23 protein-coding genes are annotated in these 25,281 nt (G+C 37.3%); 2 read left to right on the top strand and 21 right to left on the bottom strand.

Annotated elements, in window-relative coordinates; translation table 11 throughout:
* Positions 1 to 33 precede the first annotated feature (33 nt).
* Complete coding sequence (rlmD, locus tag RWP09_RS08200; protein WP_314436353.1) at positions 34 to 1,401, bottom strand: 23S rRNA (uracil(1939)-C(5))-methyltransferase RlmD; 1,368 nt, start codon at positions 1,399 to 1,401, stop codon at positions 34 to 36.
* Between the two features lie 37 nt (positions 1,402 to 1,438).
* On the opposite strand from rlmD, the gene recX reads away from it, so the two are divergent.
* Positions 1,439 to 2,215: a recombination regulator RecX gene (recX, locus tag RWP09_RS08195; protein WP_314436350.1), complete on the top strand. Its 777-nt coding sequence runs from the start codon at positions 1,439 to 1,441 to the stop codon at positions 2,213 to 2,215.
* Positions 2,216 to 2,303: 88 nt separating this feature from the next.
* Positions 2,304 to 2,837, top strand: a complete 534-nt coding sequence (locus RWP09_RS08190; protein WP_314436347.1) for a DUF402 domain-containing protein — start codon at positions 2,304 to 2,306, stop codon at positions 2,835 to 2,837.
* A gap of 358 nt (positions 2,838 to 3,195) precedes the next feature.
* Here the strand turns inward: RWP09_RS08190 and RWP09_RS08185 are convergent, their stop codons facing one another.
* The 20 genes from RWP09_RS08185 to RWP09_RS08090 all read right to left on the bottom strand — a co-directional run bounded on the left by RWP09_RS08185 (position 3,196) and on the right by RWP09_RS08090 (position 25,270).
* On the bottom strand, positions 3,196 to 4,053 hold the full coding sequence (locus RWP09_RS08185; protein ID WP_314436344.1) for a helix-turn-helix domain-containing protein: 858 nt from the start codon (positions 4,051 to 4,053) through the stop codon (positions 3,196 to 3,198).
* Between the two features lie 12 nt (positions 4,054 to 4,065).
* On the bottom strand, positions 4,066 to 4,839 hold the full coding sequence (locus RWP09_RS08180) for a class I SAM-dependent methyltransferase (RefSeq protein ID WP_261233555.1): 774 nt from the start codon (positions 4,837 to 4,839) through the stop codon (positions 4,066 to 4,068).
* Between the two features lie 399 nt (positions 4,840 to 5,238).
* Positions 5,239 to 6,006, bottom strand: coding sequence for an epoxyqueuosine reductase QueH (locus RWP09_RS08175; RefSeq protein ID WP_020900987.1), 768 nt, complete (start codon positions 6,004 to 6,006; stop codon positions 5,239 to 5,241).
* Positions 6,007 to 6,143: 137 nt separating this feature from the next.
* On the bottom strand, positions 6,144 to 7,766 hold the full coding sequence (gene groL, locus RWP09_RS08170) for a chaperonin GroEL (protein ID WP_314436338.1): 1,623 nt from the start codon (positions 7,764 to 7,766) through the stop codon (positions 6,144 to 6,146).
* A 15-nt stretch (positions 7,767 to 7,781) separates the two neighbouring features.
* Complete coding sequence (gene groES / locus RWP09_RS08165; protein WP_314436335.1) at positions 7,782 to 8,066, bottom strand: co-chaperone GroES; 285 nt, start codon at positions 8,064 to 8,066, stop codon at positions 7,782 to 7,784.
* A gap of 155 nt (positions 8,067 to 8,221) precedes the next feature.
* Positions 8,222 to 8,617, bottom strand: a complete 396-nt coding sequence (locus RWP09_RS08160; RefSeq protein WP_000282439.1) for a single-stranded DNA-binding protein — start codon at positions 8,615 to 8,617, stop codon at positions 8,222 to 8,224.
* Positions 8,618 to 8,694: 77 nt separating this feature from the next.
* Positions 8,695 to 9,456 (bottom strand): SDR family NAD(P)-dependent oxidoreductase, encoded by a 762-nt coding sequence (locus tag RWP09_RS08155; protein ID WP_314436331.1) that lies wholly within the window; start codon positions 9,454 to 9,456, stop codon positions 8,695 to 8,697.
* Between the two features lie 41 nt (positions 9,457 to 9,497).
* Complete coding sequence (gene ytpR, locus RWP09_RS08150; protein ID WP_314436328.1) at positions 9,498 to 10,124, bottom strand: YtpR family tRNA-binding protein; 627 nt, start codon at positions 10,122 to 10,124, stop codon at positions 9,498 to 9,500.
* A gap of 15 nt (positions 10,125 to 10,139) precedes the next feature.
* The gene (locus RWP09_RS08145; RefSeq protein WP_000615777.1) at positions 10,140 to 10,457 is read right to left on the bottom strand and encodes a thioredoxin family protein; all 318 of its coding nucleotides are present in this window, start codon (positions 10,455 to 10,457) and stop codon (positions 10,140 to 10,142) included.
* Complete coding sequence (locus RWP09_RS08140; protein ID WP_001013971.1) at positions 10,454 to 10,753, bottom strand: DUF4651 domain-containing protein; 300 nt, start codon at positions 10,751 to 10,753, stop codon at positions 10,454 to 10,456. The genes RWP09_RS08145 and RWP09_RS08140 overlap by 4 nt, the downstream gene beginning before the upstream one ends.
* A 204-nt stretch (positions 10,754 to 10,957) precedes the next feature.
* Positions 10,958 to 12,034, bottom strand: coding sequence for an N-acetylmuramoyl-L-alanine amidase family protein (locus RWP09_RS08135; protein ID WP_314436325.1), 1,077 nt, complete (start codon positions 12,032 to 12,034; stop codon positions 10,958 to 10,960).
* A 119-nt stretch (positions 12,035 to 12,153) separates the two neighbouring features.
* Positions 12,154 to 13,761 (bottom strand): CTP synthase, encoded by a 1,608-nt coding sequence (locus tag RWP09_RS08130; protein ID WP_314436322.1) that lies wholly within the window; start codon positions 13,759 to 13,761, stop codon positions 12,154 to 12,156.
* 565 nt (positions 13,762 to 14,326) lie between these two features.
* On the bottom strand, positions 14,327 to 15,649 hold the full coding sequence (locus RWP09_RS08125; RefSeq protein ID WP_399553577.1) for an ISLre2 family transposase: 1,323 nt from the start codon (positions 15,647 to 15,649) through the stop codon (positions 14,327 to 14,329).
* Positions 15,650 to 16,033: 384 nt separating this feature from the next.
* Complete coding sequence (locus RWP09_RS08120; RefSeq protein ID WP_314436317.1) at positions 16,034 to 16,810, bottom strand: Fic family protein; 777 nt, start codon at positions 16,808 to 16,810, stop codon at positions 16,034 to 16,036.
* Between the two features lie 42 nt (positions 16,811 to 16,852).
* The gene (locus tag RWP09_RS08115; RefSeq protein WP_314436314.1) at positions 16,853 to 17,077 is read right to left on the bottom strand and encodes a hypothetical protein; all 225 of its coding nucleotides are present in this window, start codon (positions 17,075 to 17,077) and stop codon (positions 16,853 to 16,855) included.
* A 52-nt stretch (positions 17,078 to 17,129) separates the two neighbouring features.
* The gene (locus tag RWP09_RS08110; protein ID WP_314436311.1) at positions 17,130 to 17,936 is read right to left on the bottom strand and encodes a ParA family protein; all 807 of its coding nucleotides are present in this window, start codon (positions 17,934 to 17,936) and stop codon (positions 17,130 to 17,132) included.
* An 88-nt stretch (positions 17,937 to 18,024) separates the two neighbouring features.
* On the bottom strand, positions 18,025 to 19,701 hold the full coding sequence (locus RWP09_RS08105; protein ID WP_314436310.1) for a helical hairpin domain-containing protein: 1,677 nt from the start codon (positions 19,699 to 19,701) through the stop codon (positions 18,025 to 18,027).
* Complete coding sequence (locus RWP09_RS08100; protein ID WP_314436309.1) at positions 19,692 to 20,060, bottom strand: plasmid mobilization protein; 369 nt, start codon at positions 20,058 to 20,060, stop codon at positions 19,692 to 19,694. Before RWP09_RS08100 ends, RWP09_RS08105 begins: the two co-directional genes overlap by 10 nt.
* A 221-nt stretch (positions 20,061 to 20,281) precedes the next feature.
* Positions 20,282 to 20,590 (bottom strand): hypothetical protein, encoded by a 309-nt coding sequence (locus RWP09_RS08095; protein WP_314436306.1) that lies wholly within the window; start codon positions 20,588 to 20,590, stop codon positions 20,282 to 20,284.
* Between the two features lie 48 nt (positions 20,591 to 20,638).
* Positions 20,639 to 25,270 carry a PBECR4 domain-containing protein gene (locus RWP09_RS08090; RefSeq protein ID WP_314436303.1) on the bottom strand — a complete coding sequence of 1,544 codons (4,632 nt, stop codon included), beginning with the start codon at positions 25,268 to 25,270 and terminating at the stop codon, positions 20,639 to 20,641.
* Positions 25,271 to 25,281: the final 11 nt, after the last annotated feature.

Below are 25,281 nucleotides of genomic sequence, written 5' to 3'. Positions count from 1 at the left end.
ACTCTTACTATTATACCCACTTTTCATACTTTGTCAACTACTTTTTGAAACTTTTCTAATTAATTTTACAACAGCTTCAGTCCGAGCTGTATGCGGGAACATATCGACCGACTGGATATAATGAAGATTATAGACTTCTACTAACCTCACCAAGTCACGAGCCAAGGTCGAAACATTGCAAGAAATATAGACCATTTTTTCTGGTACATAGGTAAGAATTGTATCTAATAACTTGTCATCCAGACCTGTACGTGGTGGATCTACGATCAGAGCATCTGCTCGGTAGCCTTCCTTATACCAACGAGGAATAATCTCTTCTGCGGTTCCAGCTTCATAATGAGTATTGTTAAAACCCATTCTTTTAGCATTTCGCTTGGCATCTTCAATGGCTTCTGGAATAATATCCATACCTCTTAGTGTTTTAACTTTCTTTGCGAAGGCAAATCCAATCGTTCCAACTCCACAATAAGCGTCAATCAAATGGTCTTCTTTATTTACATCCAAGGCTTTTACCGCCTCGTTATAAAGAACTTCTGTTTGTTCAGGATTTAGTTGATAGAAAGCACGAGGAGATAGTGAAAATTCATAATCGAGTACACCTTCTTGAATACTCTTTTCTCCCCAGATAATCTCTGTCTTTTCGCCATAAATCTCACTGGTTTTAGCTGTATTTGTATTCACAGCTACTGTCACAACTTCTGGGAAATCTTTAACCAAGTCTTTTACTAGTTGAGTTAAATTAAGCTGACGATTTGTAACAATAATAATCTGAACCTGTCCAGTCTTTCTTGCTCGTCGAACCATTATCGTTCTAACACCTAGAACTTTTTTCTCATCCGTGATCGGAATTTGGTGAAAAGTAAGTAATTCCGCTAGACGATTAGCAATCACTTGGGTTTCCTTATCTTGTACTAGGCAGTCTTTCAACTCTACCAAATAATGAGAGTTTTGTGCATACAGACCTGCCTTGACCTGATTTTTAAATTTTCGAGTCTGAAATTGTAACTTAGCACGATAGTACTTGGGTTCCTGCATTCCAATCGTCGGGCGGATTTCATAATTTTCATATCCTGCAGGGGCAAATTTTTTTAGCGCTTGGTGAAGTAAGTCCGTCTTGAACTCCAGTTGCTTATCATAATGCAGGTGCATGATTTGGCAGCCTCCGCATTCATTGTAAATAGTACAAGCTGGCACAACACGGAATTTAGACTTCTTGTTGACCTTTAGTAATTTTGCTTCAACAAAGTTGCGTTTAATAGAAGTAATCTGACAATAGATATCTTCTCCTTTGAGAGCACCGGGTACAAAGACTAAGGTTTTTTGATAAAAGCCGATTCCCTCACCATTAATTCCCATGCGCTTGATTTTTAATGGTATTTTTTGTTTCACTTTCAGATTCATACCCCTATCTTATCACATTTTGAGTTATAATAGAACTATGAAAATCACAAAACTTGAAAAGAAAAAAAGACTCTATCTGATGGAGCTTGATAATGACGATAAATGTTATATCACCGAAGACACAATTGTTCGTTTTATGTTATCTAGAGATAAGGTGATAAGCCAAGAAGAATTGAAAGAGATTCAGGACTTTGCCAAATTTTCTTACGGTAAGAGTCTAGCCTTCTACCATCTATCCTTTAAAGCTCGCACTGAAAAAGAAGTCAGAGAATATCTGAAAAAATACGATATTGATGAAAACACCGTTTCTCAAGTCATTGCTAATCTTAAAGAAGATAAGTGGATTAATGATAGCCAGTACGCTTATGCTATCATCAATGCTAATCAACTTTCAGGAGACAAGGGGCCTTATGTACTGACTCAGAAACTAACACAAAAAGGGATTTCAAAATCTACTATAGTAGAGATTTTAAAAGAATTTGATTTTTCGGAAGTTGCTCAACGTGTAGCTAATAAACTATTGAAAAAATATGAAGGAAAACTTCCAGCTCGTGCCTTGCAAGATAAGATTATCCAGAACTTGACCAACAAGGGCTTCTCTTACCCTGATGCTAAAAGTGCCTTTGACGAGTTGGATAGTCAAGTTGACAAAGAAACGACTCAGGAACTCATCTTCAGGGAACTTGATAAGCAATATGCTAAGTATGCCCGAAAATATGAAGGATACGAACTTAAACAGCGTTTAACCCAAGTTTTAGCACGAAAGGGCTACGATTTTTCGGATATAGCAAGCGCTCTCAGAGAATATCTTTAATATTTTCATGTAAAATTCACAGATTTTAGGTAATTTTATGGTACAATAGTAAACGATAAACTTATAAATTGTAGAAAGTTGGTTAGTTATGAAGCTTCCAAAAGAAGGCGACTTTATTACAATTCAAAGTTATAAGCATGATGGGAGTCTCCACCGAACTTGGCGGGACACCATGGTACTAAAAACAACAGAAAACGCCATTATTGGTGTCAACGATCATACACTGGTTACCGAAAGTGATGGTCGTCGTTGGGTCACTCGAGAACCGGCTATTGTTTACTTTCACAAGAAATATTGGTTTAATATCATTGCCATGATTCGCGATAATGGAATTTCCTACTATTGCAATATAGCTAGCCCCTACTATCTGGATGAAGAAGCACTGAAGTATATTGATTATGATTTGGATGTTAAAATTTTTACAGATGGAGAGAAACGTCTCTTGGACGTTGAGGAGTATGAGCGTCACAAACGCAAAATGAATTATTCTGATGACTTGGACTATATTTTAAAAGAACATGTCAAAATTCTTGTTGATTGGATTAACAATGGACGAGGTCCTTTCTCAGAAGCCTATGTAAACATTTGGTACAAGCGCTATGTAGAACTAAAGAATCGGTAAAGTTGTCAAAGGTCAGGAACAAAATCCTGACCTTGTTTTTTTGATAGTGTAAAATAAGTTGTGTAGATACAAAAAAGGAATAAACCCATTATAGTAGAGTTACAACACATTACTAGAAAGAGATTTATGCAGAATTCGCGAAATATATAAAACAAATAGACATACTGATATTTTTTAATGTCTTTGTTACTTGTAAATTTACAATAAACTTATATCGTTTAATACAAAAATACGGAGATGATTAGTATTAAAATACAGGTCAACTTCGTATCAAATAATTTATTTTTTGTATTTTCACATAGCATCAATCATTTAGTACAACATTTAAAAAATAATATCTTGACGGAGAAAATCCTATTTAATCTACCAACTCATTTAATCGTTTTTGAAAATATAAAGCAATACTTTTAGATTCAATAAACTCAAAATATTTTATGACATTGTTCATTTGTTTAATTCCAGATTCTTTAGATTCAGTCAGATATATTTTATATCCTTCTACAAATTTGAATGTAGATTTTTCAAAAACTTTTGTGTCATCTTTTAATAATTTTTTTAATTTCATTTCAAAGTAGTCTGCATATATTAGATGTGAATTTTCAAGGCAACAGAACCAAAAATTTAAACAAGCTGACACAACTAAATTTCTATTCTTGCCGATTTTTTCGTAATAATGTGTACGCTCTAGTATTTCTTTTCCGACCATGTAAATATAATCTATTTCAAAAAGATGATATAAATTACCAATCAGCGTTATCTCATAGGACTCCCATCGTTCCTTCTGGAATAAATAGTCATATACTAAATTTAGATCATCTCTACTAACTACATGATTACAATCTATCTGATTTAATAATCCCTGAACCATAATTGTATTTATTTTATGAGTTTTTTCCCCACTCTTCTCAAAAAGCTTTTGTTGCTCATTTTTTATTACCTCCAATCCTTTAATATTCAAACTATAAAAATTTGGAGATAAATTAACCAAAAAATCATCAAGCTCCGTTCTTTTATAATGTTCTAGGTGATTACAAAAATTCTCTATCGAAACATTGATATTTGATAATAATTCAAAAAATGTTGAAAGAGAAATTTCATTTTCTCCCCTTTCAAATCTAGAAAGTTGAGATTTTGATATAGAATCAGCTGCAGCAGACTCTAAAGAATATCCGTTTAATTTTCTAAAATATCGAAAAGCTTCTCCATAATTTTTCACACTTTCGTTCCCTTAACTTTCTTTTCGAGCGATAAACATACCATATTCTTTAGGAATGATCAACATACCATTATTAAACTCACTTTCCAATCTTTTACGTATTATTTCCTCTTCTAGTGAACCTATTTCTGAAATTCCTTTAAAGGATTGGATGTATTTAACTAGGTCATCTATACTAGTTACCTGCAACTCATCATCATAGAGTAATGTATCGACAGAGTTAAAATACTTGCTCAGGTACCTTTTACCATTTTGTAAAGTAAACGTTTTATTTTCTAAATCTTGATTAACCTCATCTTTAAATAAACTTGCCAAATAATTTACAACTCCATTTTCACCAAATGTAGCACAGTAAAAAATTCCTCCGTTTTTTAAGACCCTATTCACCTCAGAGAGAGCTTTAGGAATATCATTCACATGATGTAAAAGCATATTAGCAATAACAATATCAAACGTTACATTCTCAAAAGAAATCTTTTGAATATCAATTATTTCATAGTTAACATTGTCTCTATTTCCAATTACTGACTTCGTTGTTTTTACCATATCTTTAGAAAAATCTGTAACAACCAACTGCTTCATTTTATCTATAGAATCACTATTACTTTTCCAAAGTTCTCCTGTACCACATCCCAATTCTAGAACCTTTACTTCATCAGTGATTTGGTAGTTAGAAAATATCCAATTATTGAATCCCAATTTATTTTTTGAATACTTCTTATGCAATTCTACTCGAATATCAAGATTATCATGACTTTTATATTGTTCAATTACTTTATCAATCATTTTAAATGACCTCCACTCTATAATTTGACATTATATCACAAGAATAAAGATAGTGTTAAATAAGTTGTATAAATGCAAAAAAGGAATATTCCGTTATAGCAGAGTTGTAACACATTTCTATAAAGAAATTTATTCCTACGACTCAGTTTGGCATGCTTAACTTCCTAACTCAAAAACAAAGCATCGATTAATTTATCCGTTCTTCTTTTGAAACAGATTTGAACTGATAATTGCTCGTTTTAATTTAAAAAGCTCGTTTGAGCAAAACTTCATTTTTTTAAGAGTCCAAGGCTTGTTGAAGACTCACAATCCTTGGACTAGAAATTCAAAGATTGGTCCAACAATTTCTGTCTATCGCTTTTCTACTAGCAAAAAACCTACCTTGAGGCAAGTTTTCATTTATATATCTAATTTAGTGACAGTAAATTTGATGTGGGAATAGTCTTTTTCAACATCCTTATCCAGCAAGAAAGCCGTGGCATCTTTCTTAACCTGAACCAAATCAATATTCTGAGCCTGGGCTGCATAGACACATCCACAATAACATTGACGGTAAATGTCATACTCTTCACACATCTCTACCGAACGTTTGTAGCCTTGATTTTTCTTGAAATCACTTGGAAGATAGTGGGTTGTATAAATTTTTTGCACATCGATTCCGATGCTGTTGATGGTTTGAGAATTCTTATGAGGACTGATGGTCAAAGCTGAGCCAAAGTAGTCAAATCCCAAGTCCATAGCCACTTGCGCCGTCTTATCCAGTCGGTAGTCAAAGCAAACCTTACAACGGTCGCCACCTTCAGGCTCCTCCTCTAGTCCCCTAACTAATTTTCGATATTCATTTGGTTCGTAGGGAGCTTCTAGGTATTGAACGTTATTGCCAGTTCGCTCATTGAAATCACTAACAAATTTCTTGGTAACGTAAGCCCGCTTATGGTATTCTGCCTTAGGATGGATATTAGAATTGGCAAAATAGATGGTCACATCTGCATACTTGGTCAAATATTCTAGAGTATAGGTACTGCAAGGGGCACAGCAAACATGCATGAGAATGGTTGGCCGTTGCTCATTTTTCTCCCATACTTGTACCATCTTCTGCATGACACGGTCATAATTAATCTTCTGATTGGGGTTCATCTTGCTCAGAATTTCTTCTACATCGATCATGTTCTTCTCCTTTTTCTAGTCTTATTTTATCATATAAGTTAGGAGAGCTCAAATCAATTTAGAAGTGAATAGCATAAAAAGGAGGAATAGCCATTCCCTCCTTTTGTGTTTTTTATAAGTTCTTTTCTATAGAAATCTTACATCATACCGCCCATCATGCTTGGATCCATTGCTGGAGCTGGGGCTGCTGGTTCTGGTTTATTGGCTACGACTGCTTCTGTTGTCAAAATCAAGCTAGCTACAGATGCTGCATTTTGTAGGGCTGAACGACTAACCTTAACTGGATCGATAATCCCTTGATCAATCATATTAACCCACTCACCAGTTGCTGCGTTGAAGCCTGTACCAAGCTCGGCATTTTTCAAACGATCGATAACGATAGAGCCTTCAAATCCTGCATTGTGGGCGATTTGACGAACAGGTTCTTCCAAGGCACGGAGAACAATATTGCGGCCTGTTGCTTCGTCTCCTTTCAATTCCAAATCAGCCACGGCTGGGATAACATTTACAAGGGCTGTTCCACCACCTGCAACGATTCCTTCTTCAACAGCTGCACGAGTAGCGTTGAGGGCATCTTCAATGCGGAGTTTCATTTCTTTCAACTCAGTTTCAGTTGCGGCTCCGACCTTAATAACCGCTACACCACCTGACAATTTTGCTAAGCGTTCTTGCAATTTTTCACGGTCAAATTCAGATGTTGTGGTTTCGATTTGTGACTTGATAACAGCAACACGATGAGAAATCGCTTCAGGATTTCCAGCACCTTCTACGATAACCGTGCTATCTTTGTCCACAGTTACTCTCACTGCTTGACCAAGTGCCTCAATTGTCGCATCTTTCAACTCAAGACCAAGGTCTTCTGTGATAACTGTTCCGCCTGTCAAGATGGCGATATCTTCAAGCATGGCTTTACGACGGTCCCCAAAGCCAGGTGCCTTAACTGCTACCACGTTGAAGGTTCCACGAATCTTGTTCAATACAAGGGTTGGAAGAGCTTCACCATCTACATCATCCGCAATAATCAAGAGTGGACGATTGCTTTGGAGAATACTTTCTAGGAGTGGCAAGATTTCTTGGATATTGGAAATCTTCTTGTCGGTAATCAAGATATATGGATTTTCAAGGTCAGCCACCATTTTTTCGCTATCTGTCACCATGTACTGTGAAAGATAACCACGGTCGAACTGCATTCCTTCTACGACTTCAAGCTCTGTTTCCATACCACGTGACTCTTCGATGGTAATGACCCCATCTTTGCCAACTTTTTCCATTGCTTCAGAGATGTATTCGCCGACTTTTTCAGAACGAGAAGATACGGCAGCAACCTGAGCGATAGCTTCTTTGTTGGCAACAGGGATGGCATTATTTTTCAAGGCTTCAACTGCTGCAGCAACTGCTGTTTCAATCCCACGACGAATGCCGATTGGATTGGCACCTGCAGTGACGTTTTTGATTCCTTCACGGACGATTGCTTGGGTCAAAACAGTTGCAGTTGTAGTCCCGTCACCTGCGATATCATTGGTTTTTGAAGCTACTTCTGATACCAATTTGGCACCCATATTTTCAAAATGGTCTTCCAACTCAATTTCTTTGGCAATGGTCACCCCGTCATTGGTAATCAAGGGTGAACCAAATGATTTTTCCAACACAACGTTACGGCCTTTTGGTCCCAAGGTTACTTTAACAGTGTCTGCAAGGATGTCGACACCACGGACCATAGCTGAACGGGCATCTGATGAAAATTTAATTCCTTTTGACATACTTACTTTCTCCTTCTATTCTTCAATGATTGCCAAGATGTTAGCTTCGCCTACGATAATGTACTTTTCATCGCCGTCTTTGACATCAAGACCTGCGTGGGCTTCAACTAAGACACGGTCTCCAGCTTTAACACTTGGAGCAACCAAGTCACCGTTAAAGGTACGAACACCTTGTCCAGTAGCTACAACTTGAGCTGTTTTGGTTTTTTCTTGGGCTGAGCCAGCAAGGACAAAGCCTCCAACAGTTTGTTCTTTTTCTTCTACTTTTAAGACCACACGGTCCCCTAATGGTTTCAACATCTGATTTCCTCCATAATGAGATAGATAGTATTAGCACTCTTTATACCTGAGTGCTAAATCATAGTTCTATTGTATCACTTGGTCAGAAATAGTCAAGAAAAAAGTCTGACTTTCGCAAGATAAAAAGCCTGAGAGCAACTCAGACTTTTTAATGCTTAAAATGGCAATTCTTCCTCTTCCAAAACCAAATCTGCCAAATCCTGCCCTGCGTTATTTTCTCGCATAGCACGTTGGGCACGACTTTCCAAGAGTTGGAATCCTGTAACAAGTACTTCGGTCACGTAGTTCATTTGACCATTTTTCTCAAAACGACGGGTACGTAATTCTCCATCCACTGAAATGAGACTACCTTTAGTTGCGTAGCTGGCCAAGCTTTCTGCTAGTCTGCCCCAAAGGACCATATTGACAAAATCAGCTTCACGCTCCCCATTTTGGTCTTTGTAACGACGGTTGACTGCAATAGTCGCTCGCGCTACTGACTTGTCATTGTTGGTTTTGTGCAATTCTGGTGTAGACGTCAAGCGTCCGATTAAGATAACTTTATTATACATATTTTCTTCCTCCTACTTATCTATTCGTAGGAAATCAAAAAAAGTTACAGAAATTTGTAACTTTTCGAGAAAATTTTTTAGTTTTTATGAACCATGAAACCTGTCGCCTGTTGATTGGCCATAATGGTCATATCTGTAATCTGCACACGACGAGGTTGACTGGTCACATAGACTACTGTGTCTGCAATATCCTGAGCTTGCAAGGCTTCTATTCCTTGGTAAACGGACGCAGCCCGCTCTTTATCACCGTGAAAACGCACTGTAGAAAAATCTGTTTCGACAATTCCAGGCTGAATGGTCGTCACCTTGATATCCGTTGCGATGGTATCAATTCGCAGACCATCTGAAAAGGTCTTAACTGCTGCCTTGGTGGCTGAGTAAACAGCGGCACCCGCATAGGCATAGATTCCTGCGGTCGACCCCATGTTGATGATCTGTCCTTGATTAGCTTTTACCATTGCTGGCAAGAAACAGCGAGTAACAGCCATCAAACCTTTGACATTGGTATCCAACATGGTCAGCATATCCAACTCTTCATAGTCCTGATAAGGTGCTAAACCTAGAGCCAGTCCGGCATTGTTGACCAGAATATCAATCTGACCTATCGTTTCTAGAATATCAGAGCAGACAGTCTTTACCATGGTCATATCCGTGACATCTAGTGGAAAGGTCCAGACTTTTTGATTTGGGAAGGCTTCTGCAAACTCCGCCTTAAGAGCTTCTAGTTTATCTGTCCGGCGTCCGGTTAGAACGACATTCTCACGCTGCTCCATATAAGCACGCGCAATCGCTTCACCGATTCCTGAGGTCGCTCCAGTAATCACTACATTTTTTGCCATCTTATTTCCTTCTAGCTGCTCTATCAGATACTAACAACTTCTTAGGCAGTCCAGTGCTTCGCTGGGTCAAATGGAGTTCCGACAACTTGGTCTTCTGATAATTCAATAATACCACGTTTTTGCGGAGCATTTGGCAGATGCAATTCACGAGGACTGCACATCATTCCAAAACTCTTTTCACCACGAAGTTCGCCTGGGAAAATGAGATTGCCTTTGGGCATCATAGCTCCTGGAAGAGCTACAATGGTCTTCAACCCGACACGCGCATTAGGTGCTCCTGCAACGATTTGTACATTCTTGTCACTTGCGACTGCAACTTGGCAGATGTTAAGGTGGTCACTATCTGGATGAGCTACCATCTCGACAATCTCACCAACAACAAACTTAGGCTCTTTATCATTGATAATTTCTTCTTTAAAACCTTCCGCCTGCAACTCTTGGTTCAAACGAGCGACTTGCTCATCTGTCAAAAAGACTTGACCGCGCTCTGCAATTTCAAACAAACTTGAAACTTCGAAAATATTCCAAGCTACTGTTTCTCCATTCTCTTTTAGAAAAACACGGGCTACCTTGCCTTTGCGTTCTACATCCAGTTTGGCATCTCCGCTATTCTTCGCGATGACCATAAGGACATCACCGACATGTTCTTTGTTATATGTAAAAATCATTGTTTCCTTTTTCTCCTATTTCAGTCCTGCTAAAAAGTCGTTAATTTGTTGCTTGCTTTTACGGTCGCGATTAACAAAACGACCAATTTCCTTGTCCTTTTCTAGAACAACAAGGCTAGGGATTCCATATACATCCCAGAGTTTGGCCAAATCCATATACTGGTCTCGGTCCACTCGAATAAAGGTGAACTCTGGATTGGTCTCCTCAATTTCTGGCAAGGCAGGATAAATATAACGGCAATCGCCACACCAGTCCGCCACAAAAAGGAAAACCTTCTTGCCATCTTTTTCTACTAAAGATGCCAATTCTTCTAAACTTGCTGGTTGTATCATAAGACTTCCTCCTCATAGACTAAGTCTTCATTTTCATAGACAAAGGTATAATGACGGCCATCCTCAAAAATGACACCGCCAACCAAGCTCTCTAGACTGCTTTCATAAACTTGAACATAGAGGGTCGCAATTTCCCCCATGTCTGAAAAATGGTCTCGCACAATCGCTGTCAACTCTTCCTGAGTCTTCATGAGCTTACGGTCATCTGCAACTTTTTTCGTAGCAAGGGCAAGGCTCCCAATACCAAGCAGAGCCAGACCTGCCATCCACATTTTTTTAGCTTTCATACCATTCATTTTAACACAAAAAAGACTTTAGGACAAATGAGGAAGTAGCAAAAACGCAAGTAAAAAGCCCCTTCCTTTAAGGAAAAGGACTTCTTATACTCAATGAAAATCAAAGATCAAACTAAGAAGCTAACCGCAGGTTGCTCAAAACACTGTTTTGAGGTTGTGGATGAAGCTGACGTGGTTTGAAGAGATTTTCGAAGAGTATTATTCTTACTGCCAGGCGCCTGAGTTGCCAACGTAGTAACCATCAGGTGTGTAGGTATTGCGAAGCATCTTACCTGATGAAGCTAGATAATACCACTTACCATTATCTTTGACCCAATCATTCGCTAGCATGGCACCAGAAGAACTTACATAATACCATTCTCCCTTATCATAAACCCAAGTGCTTGCTTTCATGGCTCCTGAAGTTGATAAATAGTACCACTTGCCTTGATCATAAAGCCAGTCACTCGCAATCATGGCTCCTGATGATTTAAAGGCATACCAGTTGCTACCTTGATAAAGCCAAGTTTGATTGAACATGACTCCTTTATCATTCATAAAGTACCAAGTTCCCTTGTCTTTAACCCAAGCATTCTGTACTAATTGACCTTGTTTTTGATAGTACCAGTTTTGGTTTGATTTTAACCAGCTTTCTGCTTTTACAATTGGATAAAGTTCTTTGAAAGATCCTCCATCATCATATTTATGACTGACAGACTTTAGTTTTTCAAGTTTCAACTCGTCATTATCATAATTTGCCCAAGCAAAAACTTTTTGACCATTAACAGTCTCTGGTAAGGTAGCAGTGTAAGTCTTAGTTTGATAATCCCATTTAGCATCGAGGTAAGTGTATTGATCATTGGATTCTTCAATACGGTAGTAGCCTCTCTTTCCACCTTCATGATGTACATCGTCAACCACTTTAGTGGACCAGGTCTTCACTTCGTTTCCGCTCTTAGCTTCTACCTTGATATCTCCTCTATAGCCATATGGAACATAGAAATTCAGGTAACGCCCTTCTTCCCCGATCATAGACTTGTCCTTTTCTTGACCTAGGAAATTGACTGTCTGATCTTGACCATCGAGACTAACCGTCCACTCAATTTTCTCGGTTTTTGGCAAATCCAAGACTTTGATATCCACTTCATGACCATTGTTAAACCGAAGAATCTTGCCATCTTGATACTGCACCCCACACTTAACAACCCATTCTTCTTTAAGCTCAAATGCCTGCCCTGAATGAGGAAAAGTCAGTAAAGCTAGACCTGCTAGAGACAAACCAAATAGTGTGATTTTTTTCATTGTAGATCCTCCTTAGGATTTTTTATGTTAATTATATCACTATGTTTTTAATTTGCAACTCATATCCTAAATATGCAAGCAAAAAACCTCTGAGATTATTCTCAAAGGTTCTGATTTTGCTAATTGCTGTTCTCAACCGCTGCAGTCACAAAGGCAGTGTAGAGTTCTTCTGGACGATTTGGACGACTTGAAAGTTCAGGGTGATACTGACACGCTACAAAGAATTTATTTTCAGGAATTTCCACGATTTCTACCAGACGATTATCTGGAGAAACTCCTGAGAAGACAAGGCCTGCTTCCTCAAACTGCTCACGGAAGGCGTTGTTAAACTCATAACGGTGACGGTGACGGCGTTGCACCACTTCTTGATTGTGATAAGCAGCTGCTGCCTTAGAGCCTCGTTTCAACTTAGACGGATAAAGTCCCAAGCGAAGGGTTCCCCCCATATCCTCAACGTCAATCTGATCACGCATGATATCAATGATAGGGTATTTTGTTTCTGGTGCAAGCTCTGCAGAATTGGCACCTTCAAGCCCCAAAACGTGACGAGCAAACTCGATACAAGTCAACTGCATTCCCAAGCAGACTCCCAGCATTGGAACATCATTCTCACGCGCATAACGGATGGCTTGGATTTTCCCTTCCGTACCACGTTGGCCAAAACCACCTGGTACGATGATTCCGTCCGCATCAGATAAAAGCTCTGCCACATTCTCTGATGTCACATCATTAGCATTGATCCAATTGATTTTAACTTCTGCATCATTGGCATAACCAGAGTGTTTCAAGGCTTCAACCACTGAGATGTAGGCATCTTGCAACTCAACATACTTACCGACAAGGGAAATCTTAACTTGTTTCTTGAGGTTCATGACCTTGTCCACCATGGCTGACCATTCTGTCATATCTGCTACTGGTGCGTCTAATTTCAAATGATCACAGACAATTTGGTCCATACCTTGCGCCTGCAAGTTCAATGGAATTTGGTAAAGGTGTTCAACATCCAACGATTCGATAACGGCTTCTGGCGCCACATCACAGAACTGGGCCAGTTTGTTTTTAATTCCTTGACCAGCTGGCTCTTCTGTACGAATAACCAACATATTTGGCTGGATTCCCAATCCACGCAATTCTTTTACAGAGTGTTGAGTTGGTTTAGTCTTCATTTCACCAGCAGCCTTGAGGTAAGGAAGCAAGGTTGTATGAATGTACATGACATTGTCCGCCCCCACATCTGCCTTCATCTGACGAAGGGCCTCTAGGAATGGCAAGGACTCAATATCCCCAACAGTTCCACCAACCTCTGTGATAATGACATCAGAGTCGGTCGTTAGAGCGGCACGCTTAATTTTTTCTTTCAAAGCATCTGTGATATGAGGAATAACCTGAACAGTTGCCCCAAGGTATTCTCCACGGCGTTCTTTACGAAGCACTTCACTGTAAATTTTACCAGTTGTCACGTTGGAATATTTGTTGAGATTGATATCGATGAAACGTTCATAGTGACCCAAGTCCAAATCTGTCTCAGCTCCGTCATCTGTCACAAAAACTTCCCCGTGCTGGTAAGGACTCATAGTTCCCGGATCGATATTGATATAAGGGTCAAACTTTTGAATGGTTACTTTGAGACCACGATTTTTCAAGAGACGGCCCAGACTCGCTGCCACAATCCCTTTCCCAATAGACGATACCACACCACCAGTTACAAAAATATATTTCGTAGACATAGATTCCTCTTTCTAAAATGCTCAAGGCTTTGTTAACTACGAGGGGACATAGAAAACAAGACCCTACTAATAAGAATAATCTGGGACGACTGCACCAGATTCACAACTAAAATACAAGAAGATAACTTCTTGAAAAAACAAAAATAGCTCCCTAAGAACTAGGGAGCCCCGACCTCTAAAAGAGGTGCCCAAACAATATGATACCTAAAAATAGGATAATTGTCAATAGCTAATTTTTATTCGTATGTGTCGTGATTTTTGAGAAATCCTAAATTCCCATATAAATATATGCAGATACACGAAAGGGCTAAACATTTTTGTATGCTCAGCCCTTGACAATGATTTTTTCTTATGCTATCATTTTAGTTGACTGAGTAATACAAGTTAGGTTTGTGTTACTCTGCGGAGTTGGAGGCTCATTTCCAACTCCTTTTTTCGTTGTTTTTATATCTCTATTATACCAAAATCAGGATAAATGTCAATTATTCCACGCCAAAAAAGCCCAAATCTCACTAGAAATTTTTGCTTATTTATATTTGTGTTTTCGTTAAAATTAGCACTTAAATTATTTCATCTTAAATATCTTTTCTATATTTTTATGTAAACGGGGAAGTTTGTAGTCTTTAGAGTCATTTTTAGGTCGAACACTATCCGCACTGATATGATCCAATGAAGTATACTTATCATAGTCCCTCTTCCATTCTCCAAAAAATAAATCTCTTAATTTTCCTTCACGTTCTAACAATATCATATTCGCTACGGCTATCCCACCTTCACTTGTCCAATACATCCCTCTATGCTTCATCCTATAAGTTATTTTTCGATGCTGGCTCTCCATAATCCCAATACCTGACTTTGGAAGTCCTCTCATCTCCGCTGGTTTCGTATACTGAAAATTCCTCATTAACCTACTCGAATAATATTCAAATTTTTCTTGTCCTTCTTCACTACTAACCAATGATTCTATAGTATCTAGTGTACGCCTTAATAATTTCTTATTATGCTCTTTAATAGCTTGAAATAAGTCTTCTCTCAACTCTCTCGGATAAGACTTTGTAAATTCTTTGATTTCTTTGTTCAAGTGATATTCGTCCCAAAAATGCTCATGCCTCTTAACATTAAATGATTTAGCAATTTCAGTAAATACATGTGGAGTATAACCCTTGCCACAATCAGAATTGGTAACTAGTACAGTCTCATTTGTAATTTCATATTCATTTTCCAATAAATCTAACAATTCTCTACGAGCTAAGCGATTATCCAATCGGATAAGCTCTTTTTTATTTTCTAGCTCAAAACGATTTGGGCCAATCTGTTTAGAACCTGTATGAACTACAAAATGTGATAAATCCATATTCTTTTTTTCAGAACCATCTTCAGATGTTTTCACATATACACCATCTCCTTCTATGTAGATGATATCTGCTTTAATTTTTTCAATCTTCTTCTCTTCTTTAAAAAATCGATAATCATCCTTTTCTTCTAGTAATTGATTGGCTAATTTAACCACCTTATTGACGGTATCTTTAGTGACAGTTACATTATAAACCATCTCAATTGTCTCTCCTACCTGACGATAGGGTAGTTTTGTAGCCAGAACCGCAGCTTGATACAATAGTTCCTGTGAATGACGTACATTCTTTTCTAATCCTAACATTTCATCAACTGGTATTCTACATTCACCATTCTTATACCAACGTTTTCTAGAAAAGGTCACTTCTCCAAATGTAAAAGCTACGGTACGTTCAGCTTGATTTTTACAACGATATCCTTTTGATCTCATACTGGAGCTTATCGACTCATCATACTGTTCAATATGCTTTAAAAAATTTTGTATCGTCTTTTCTTGTTCCTGGCTACTAAATCTCAATTCATCAAATTGTTTCATACAATTTTTCATTTCCCTTTCAATTCTTATGAAAATTGTATGATTTTTAAAACAAGTCATCAAATTTATTTTTGTTCCAAGAATAAAATAGGCTGTTTCTTTAAATTAAAATCAACGCCCTATTTATTATTGAAAAATACTAAAGTGATTTAGTTGAGTATCAGAAGTTCAAATGTTTCTATTTCAAGGTAAAATAAAAGCCTAATATAAAAACCAGGCTCAGGACAGTTGTCAGAATCATCATCTCACAACTAATAGAATAGATTTTATAATTACAGTTATATTTATATTTATATTTATATTTATATTTATAATTATATTTATAAATATAGCTACTTTTCTAGGAATGACTGTCTCCTCTTACTTAAACTGTTGCACCTTTTCTTAGAATTTATCTGACTTTTTTATGAAGTCCCCCTCTTTCTCATCATTGATAGCTCCTTCAAATCCTTTATTTTTAAGATAATTCGTATAAAAAAGTTGCTCAGATCGGAAATAATCAAATAATGGCTGTCTGTTATCGTGAACCTGAAAGGCTTCAAGTGCTGAATAATAAGTTGCTTTATTCGTATCATCCACAATAAAGGGGGTAATTCCTTCCTTCAAGCACTGTTTATACAAAAGCAATCGACCTATTCGACCATTGCCATCTGCGAAAGGATGAATCCTTTCAAATTGTGCATGAAAGCTTGTTAAGTAATTCAAATCTTTTTGTTTTTTCAAATCATAACCAATCAGTAAAGAAAGCATCTCATCTTCAGTCTGTTCAACAGAAGCTGTCGCAATTTTTCCTACCTCATTTTGCAATACTTTATAACGACCAACTGGAGCTATCGGGTTATGCTCAGAACTTGTTCCACTTTTTAGAATACGATGCAGTGTTTTAATGTAGTCCTCTGTCAGTGGCTCGTTAACGGTATCTAAGATATAATCAAAACATTTAAAATGATTATTCATTTCTACCAAATCATCAATTTTGATTCCTTTTGCATCAATATTTGCGATAGTCTTTGTCTCATAAATTAAGCTAGTCTGCTCTTCTGTCAGACGACTTCCTTCAATTCGGTTAGAATTATAAGCAAAGCGTTTCTGTGTGATATCATAAATACCACCATGTACTTTTCCTTCTCTCTCTGCTAAGAGTCTCGTGATTAAATCCATAATTTCTCCTCGTAGCAATCAGATATAGTTATATCTGTTTTTTTATTGTAAACTTTCCAACCACTTATCAAGATAATCTGATGCAGACTTTGCGCCAGCTGCTTTTGCAACTTGATCTAACTTTCTCCGATTACTTGGCTTCAAAGTAAACTGGAATTGCTTTTTGCGTTCAAAACTTTCAAAATTAGCGACATCTGAAATTTGCTCAGGTTGATGGGTTGCTTCGATAATCTGCGAAATTTCTTTTTCTTTTGGTGTAAATGCCATAACAATCTCCTTCTAATTATGTTTATAATTGTATTTGTGTTTATAAATATAATTATATTGTATCATAAATTTTTGAAAAAGTCTGCTCCAGCTCAGTGAAAAACTTTTTGTGTTTTTGGTAAAGCTCAGGTTTCTCCTCCATATCTGCAATAGAGACCTTATCAATCGTGGAATGATTGAATAACTCTTTTGCTGGTACAATTCCTAGAAGGTTATCTGTTCCCTTTTCTTTGGCTTCAAGTCCCAGGGCTTCCAGTAATTCTCTCGATGATCCGTAGTTTGGTCGAATCATATTTGCTAAGAAATATAACTCAGCAGTAATGTATGATTCTCTTGTACGATAGTCAATTACATCCTTTCTGAATGCTTCTAACCGAGTTGATAGATTGAATTTGGCGTTATAACCAAACTCTGAAGGAGTCAAGGGACTAATAATAGCGTGACTGACCGCAACAGCATTTTTAGTAGCTGTCGCAAAGTCTGGTCTACAATCAATCAAAATATAGTCAAATTGATCCAGCTTCTTCTTTTCGTAGTTATCCTCTAGCCAAAGATAAAGTAGCATATTTTTCTTATCGCTATTCTCCAGATCTCGTTCCACCGAGTCCAGCTGAACTGAACCTGGAATTAGACTAATATTTTTCTTGACTTGCTTAATATCCACGTCGCCCCCTTTAAAAGCATTAGCAATTGTATTCTGACTTTCGTAAATATTGTAGCATTGAGTCAAATTACACTGATGGTCTAAATCTATAAACAGAACCTTATGCCCTTTTCTAGCCAACCATTCTCCATAATTAAATGTCAAAGTTGTTTTTCCAACACCGCCTTTAATAGCGGCAAATGTGATAATCTTCATTCTATTTCTACATCCTTTTTCTATATTTCTATTATACCATTATAATTATATTTGTAAATATGTTTATGTTTATATTTATAATTATTTTTTACAATGATGTTTCTCTTTCCTTACGCTGCTCCACATTTTTCTCAATGTCTTGATGTAACTTATAATCTTTTGTAATTGCTTCTACTCGTTGATACAAAGCCTGACGCTCAAAGGTCGCTTCTTTAATAAGTTTATCAATCTCAGTTTTACGAGTACTAGGATCTACTCTCAAATCTTTCAAAATGGAAATAGCTAGTTTCACTTCTTGAGGATTATTTGATTCCAGTGCAAGAAATGCAGACTGAATTTTATTAAGCTCACCCAAGCGTTGATCTAATTTATCAAGTAAGTTATCTACTTCTTCTAGTTCTTCTTCAAAACGATTTAACAATTCATCAAATTGCTGTCCTGCTGTCACTCCATGAGCAGATAGATAGTTATATTCACGAACAAGCTGATCCAAAGTTGAGATTTTAGGATTTTTTCGGATAACCATTTCTCCATTATCATACGACAACTGGGAAGCAACTGTTTCTCCCTTCATGTAACGATTCTTATCAGCGTGTTCAGGATTAACAAAATAGTAGAAGTCATTTTTTCTGATAAAAATTTCATAAGAGCCATCTTCTGCTTTTTCAATCTGATGAGCTGGAATAAGAATGGTTCCCTTATTTCTAATACCAAATTCCATCTCAAGATAGATCCCATTTTTTGTTTCTTCCATCACCTGCCATTCTTCAACTGTGATTCTCATTTCAAAATCATCTTCTCGTTCTGCCACCATCTTTTCATATTCAGATTTTATTTCATCGACAGAGAAGGTCACCTCGTTAGCAACCACTTTCTCAGAAATTTTCTCTAAAGAATAATTTCCTTTTTTGGACAGTGTACGATCCCTCACATTTCTTGTTTGTTCCTGATCAGTTAAACGATATTTTATTTCCTTCCCTGAAGTATCAACTTCAAGATTTAAAGCTCGTGCCTTAGACTTGAAATCTTCTAAGGAGCTTGAATGTTTTAAAAGGAAATCTAAACGAGATTTAATTTCATAACGAAATGAATTTTTCTTTCGGTAAGCATGATACGTTTTTCGATTAGTCCATAATCTCTCTTTGAGAATTTTAGCTCCAGCTAAATCCGCATACTTATCTGAAATATTCTCTAAACTTTTTTTCGTTCCTTTCTGCCAACGAAACTTTTTTAATGTAACAAAATTAGTGGAATTGAAAATGATGTGATTATGAATGTGCCCCTTATCCATGTGAGTCGCTATGACAAATTCATGTTGTCCGCCAGTTAATTCTAGAATCGTTTTGCGCCCAATCTCATGAATTTCTTGTGGACTTAAATCATCTTCAGGAGAAAATGATTGGATGATGTGGTGAGCCAAAACACGATTTGAATTGTGAATGTCAGATCGTTCTTTTGTCCCTGCTCGTTGAGCCGCATTCTTTTTGGTCAAAAGAAATTCTTCTGTCGCTGTACTAGCGTCTGTAATTCCATAAGTAGATACAAGTTGCTTGACTACTCGGCCATCTTTAACCACTGCTGGAAATTCAAACTGTTCATCTTGTTCTAAGAAACTCGTTTTAGATGGATTCTCAATATAGCGTAAAGCATTATTTAAACTTTTTGTATCAGTCAGTTCGACCGTCTTTGCTTCATCCTCAATATATTTTGTAGACCGTCCTAAAGAAGCTACTCCCTTTATCTGCAAAACTTTGGTTACAACCATCTGTCCTGTCCCTTTGTTTGATTTTCCTGTATTTGGATAAATTGGCTGACTGTATCTTTCAAATGTTTCTGCAATTCAAGAATCTGACTCAATTCATTTAGACTAGCCTGATTATCTTCGTTTACTTTTTTTGCGACCTGATTAATATTGACCCCTATCCGATTTATTTCCTTACGTAACTCTTTCAATTCTTCAAAATTTAAAATTTTGACCTCGCCCATAATCAACATAATTCGGGCAAAGGTATTAAAATTTGTCATTCCAGATTCTGCAATCTTTGTTGAAATGAACCGATTTTCTTCCTCAGTTAATCTGATTAATTTTTGAACTGGCCTTTTGCGTTTTTCTCCATTTTCCAAAACCTTACACCTCTATTCTGCTATTTTCTATTGAGGGGCTCAGTCCCCTTTTCTTCTGGCAAGCATAGCACTTGGATATCCAAATGCTGTTTTTAAAAAGGTCAAAGTTAGTCAGGGTGCCATCCCTGACTATTCTTGACTTTTTAAATCTTTGGGGAAATCCCCAATCCCCTAATCCCTGCAAGAAGGAATTTTTGTTCTATCACGAGGGAAAAGTTTAACTAAATTTTTAAGTCTTCTAGTAGAAACTCCATTGTATCAACCATCTCTATTTTAAGGATTTCGTCTTTCAGTTGTTCAAATCGTTCATCACTCATCCCTTCAATTTCTTTAAGTGCAATGGGATACATTTCTACTTCTTCTAGCTCATAGTTTGTTTTAATTCGCATATCTCTACGAAGAATGTATAGACATTCCTTACGTGAAATGTGCTGATTGACTTCATTCACTTTTGGCGAATCTGTAGCCTCATCCTCAAAAAATATCTCCATTAAAAGATCAAAAGTTTCTTGTTTTAGATGTTCAATCATCTTCCGTTTCTCCTTTTTTGTTTTTCTTCCTACGGACTAATGCCTCCATTATCGAGGGTTGCTCAGGGACTTTTTTTCTTCCACCTGCTTTACAGCCTCCGCCTTTTGATTCCCCAACTGCTCAGATTTTTCTTTTGCCTGTTGGAGTTTATCAGCAAACTTATCTTTCGTCACAGTTTTATGTTTCACTAATTCTAACTTAGCATCCATCCTATCAATCAAGCTTTTTGCTTCTTTCTGAACAACCTGCAGTTGTTCTACCATATCTTCAAAACCATTTTTATCCTTTGCCCAAATAGCTAAATATCCAAAACTGTAGCTACTTGTATCAAAACCAAAATGATTAGCTACGACATAAGCGACACTTTCAGCTTGTAATTCTTGCTTACGATATTGGTCGTCCCCATATTGGGCACTGGTTCCTCTATGTAAATCTGCATGAGCCATTTCATGAAAAATGGTTTTTAAAATCTGTTCTTGACCCTTCAATCCTTTTGAAATGACAATTCGATTTTCATCTGGGGAGTAATAACCATTTGTGCTCTCTCTTTTAATTTCTTCAAAACTGATCGAAACCTGATTATCCATTGAAACAGCTTTGGCTGCTCGGTACAAATCTTCATAATCTTTAACATCTCCAGTCAATTCATTAATTGCTTTTGGCAATTCTTTTCCTTCTGTTTGAGATACATCAAAGACATTCCCTAACTTGAATCGAGTAACTGTGACTTCCTTCTCTTCCATTTCATTCTCAGATGGAGAAAAACTCAACTCATTTTGATTAGCAGAAATCTTAGTTTTCACTTGATACGGAACCCAAATCTTCAGAGCTTTTGAACCCTTTTTAACTGTTCTGTCAAAATCTGTTTTCCATTTATTAAAACTAGCAACTTGGGAAACATTAGGATTTTGCATCTTCAGCAAATGAATATTGTTGAGTGAGTAGTTGTGAAACTTACTCATCGTATCCAAGAATGATTTAAACTGTTCTGAATCTAAATAGTTCTTCATTCCCTCTTTCAAGTGTTCAGATAAAGCTTTTGTATCTTTATTTGCGACTAATTGGGAAATGGTTTGTTCTGAACTTTTAGTAGCAATTGCATCGGTTATAATAGCTCCAGTTTCCGCTTCAACATCTGTCCTTCTTTCTCTATCTTCCTGTTTTTTAAGGTTAGAAGCACCGTTGTATGGATCTGTTCCTTGCAACATCTCATCAGAATTGGAAATACCATCACCATCCAAATCACGATCCCTCTCATCTTTTCGGTTATACTGATAAATTTTTTCGTATCGATTATCTAGTGTCTCTTGCGAATCTTTGACTTGTAATTTTTCAAATTCTTCTCGAACATTGGCAATAGTTTGTTCAACTTTTTCTGATAAATCATTCACTTCTTTTTGCCATTTTTCTACAAGAGCTACTTGTTCAAGAGGCGAATCTTTAACTCCCAACTTCTCAAACCAAGCAGACAAATTTTCAACTTCAACGCTATCCATTCCATCAAAAGAGATAAAACCAAGACGGCTATCGTAACTACTATCTGTAAATCCGATAGGACTATTTTTTAAATCTCCATAAGGGAGTTGAGATAGCAGTTGATCTGCATAAGGAATATCTTCCAAAGCGTAACTGAATTGGGAAATATCTAGTTCACTCGCCAATCTCTCCAGATGATACTGATTGAATAATGCCCCATCTATCTTCATCAACTCTGGATGCTCTAGCATTTCTCGTGTACCAAGTCTTTCTTTGTGGGCGATTGGATTAATCTCTTCACCAATATTGTAACGGATACCATCCTGAATCAGTTCACCATCGGGAGCGTAAATACTAAACTGGATCTTAGTTGGAAAGATATAGGCTTCTGGATAACCACCAGTCACTTGTTTTTGACCTTCCTGATGTAGCTGATAGAAGCTCTGATTCGCCTTGTAAAGCTCTCTAGCAAAGTCTTGATAAGATATCAGCTCTGTTTCTTTAAAAGGCAATCTAGGCCCATCTGGGCGCTCCTCAGCCCATTGGAGGCGAACATTGTAGTTATTTTTGTCAATCTCATTTGGTTGAATTGCCTCAAACAAGCTATTTTCCATAATCGATTGTAATTCTTTGCCCCCATCCTTAATATAATCCTCGTTAATCGATAGCTGTTCAATTCGTCCATCACGTTCACGGAATACAGCGAGAATAGGAGTTTTATCTACCGTCTCCAGTTCTTTGACTAGTCTTGCTCTAGATTGAAATACTGATACTGGAATATAATTTTCTTCTTCCAGCTCTTTAAACAGTAAAATAATATCTTTATCATCAGACTTTATAAGGCTATCAAAGCGCCCATTATAACGTCTAAGATTAGTCAAATCATCAAAATAGAAAGATGTACTTTCTGTTGCGACTGAAAGATCTGACAGGACGTTGATTTTGTCAAAAGCCGCATCATTGTTAGCCAAAAGAATATTATCAAAGTGTCCGTTTCCCTCTGCAAAATCATGTAAAGTTTTTTCAGGTGTCTGCTCTGGTGCAAGTGGCTTAATCCCTGTTAGGTGCATAAAGTGCTTCTCTTCAAAATTCACTTGTACAGTCTTATCAGGAGTGACATAATAAATCTTAGAGTTAGCCAATTCATCCAAATAATACTGCGCTGCATTCTGAATCGTTTGACTACGAATTGGACGATTCAATTTAGCTAATTCATTCGAGGAAATAGAATGATAGTGCCCATCATTACTTGACTGAAACTCTTCATTTATGCTAAAATGTAACAAATGAGAGGATAACGTAGGGCGACTGGTAACAGAGCGTTCAAAGGTACCAACTTCTGGTACGGGTGTGGGACTGCCTTCAGCTTTAGGCTGTAAAGACCCCTGACTACCATTGGTCCTCTCATTTTTTTGATACTCTGAATTCACGTTTTGCTCTTGAGACTTCTCAAGAGCTTTTTCTATGCTCTGAATTTCTTCCTGCGCTTCATAAGTATATCCAACAGGATCGGAAGGCTTTTCATAGGTCACTGTTTTATCCGCATCAATGACCATCTGTTTTTTAGGTTCTACTGAGAAGCTAATATTATGCCAGTTCTGCTTCAGCCATTCCGCATCTTCTGGAGATAAATTGCTAGTATCTATGTTCAATACAGAATTCTGATCATCTTCTAAAACCACTTCATCTTGCTTTTTTTGTTTGGACAGTAACTTGTTTACCACCTCTTTTTCCTCCTCCGTTTTAGGGAGATATTGAGATGATTGTTCAAATTTTCCTTCTTCTGTCAGTTCTAAAGCAACTCGACGTAACCCTTTTACAAAGTAGATATTGGGATGTTCAGCCCATTGTTTGACCTCTCCAGAATCAATTATAGCTTGTGTTTCTGGTTGAATAACGAATCCGTCATCTTTTTTAGGACTACTTGGTACATCCTCTGCTTCATACTTAGTTCCATTCTCGTACGATTCCGACATACTATCTTTTCTCCCTCTTTCTTGATTAATGATTGTTTGATATTTTTGACGTACTTCCTCCTTTGTCAGCTGGACATCTGACACAAAGGCTTTTACATCCTGTGTAGTTAGCTCCTGCGCTTTTGCAAGAGCTAGTTCCTTCTCAAAAAAGCCCTGGTAATGCCAGGACTTTTCATCTACTGTATAAACATGTGCTAACTCTTTAGGAGTGTTATTCCCTCCCTTCAGAAAGTCATTCCAATCTTCCTTCTCCTGGTCTCTCTGAAGGATAGGTGGAATCGCAATCTGTACTGGAATCCCCTTTTCCTGCAGACTAGTTATAAATTTATGGCCAGCCATATCATTATCTACAGCCAAGGTAATCATATCCTGATGCTGACCGTCTTTAAAATAGTTTGTTGTTCTGACTACTAATTCTAGAGCTTTCCCTGTATTCTGATTGATTTGATAGGATTTATCATTTATCTCTGCGTACAATTCCATGAACCGTCTACTAATGATTCCTTCTTTTACTCCATCCATAGCTACTAAGCGGACATCCTGAAGCCTATCCTTATGAAGCTCATAATAGCTCATTAGATCTATTGGAGCTTCCGCAAAGATCAAACGTTTTGGTGTTCCGATATCAATTGAAAATCCTAGTTGTCCGTCTGAATTTCTCATAATTTGTTTTAGGCGTCCACGTTCAGGATAGTGCTCCCGATTCTCTACTATTCCCTGAAGACTCGCTCCAGCTAAAAAGCCTGTGTTGTCTTTATACTTAAAGACAATCACAGGCTCAAAATAGTCTCCTTTTTTTCGAATTGCTTCCGCTATACTCCCTTGGCTAATAAAGAAGTTAATCGTATCATCTGAAAGGCCTCTCTGTGCCTTCAAATAGCTTCTAGAGGCGCTGAAATCCTGACGCTCATATCTTTCCAAGTGATAGCTAAAAGGTTCTTTTGTGGCCGTCTGAACTTCTACATCGACTGCCTTAAATTCTCCAGTTTCTAAAAAATGCATCGCTTCCTTGTAAGAAACACCTCGTATGGTTTGAACTAACTGAATGACATCTCCAAACTCAGTTCTTGAGTTCCAATAAAATTCATTTTTCTTTGTATCTATTACAAACGAATCATGTTCTACCCAGTTATAGCTATGGCTCCCTGTACGCTTTAACTCCATACCTAGTTGTTCTGCAACAGAAATAATAGATAATCTTTTGGCTTCTTCTTTGCTTAACACCATTTGTTATCCCC

This window comes from uncultured Streptococcus sp., from assembly GCF_963521255.1.
Lineage (GTDB): Bacteria > Bacillota > Bacilli > Lactobacillales > Streptococcaceae > Streptococcus.
Note: the sequence above shows the minus strand (reverse complement) of the source record. Positions and strands in the feature narration are given on the sequence as shown.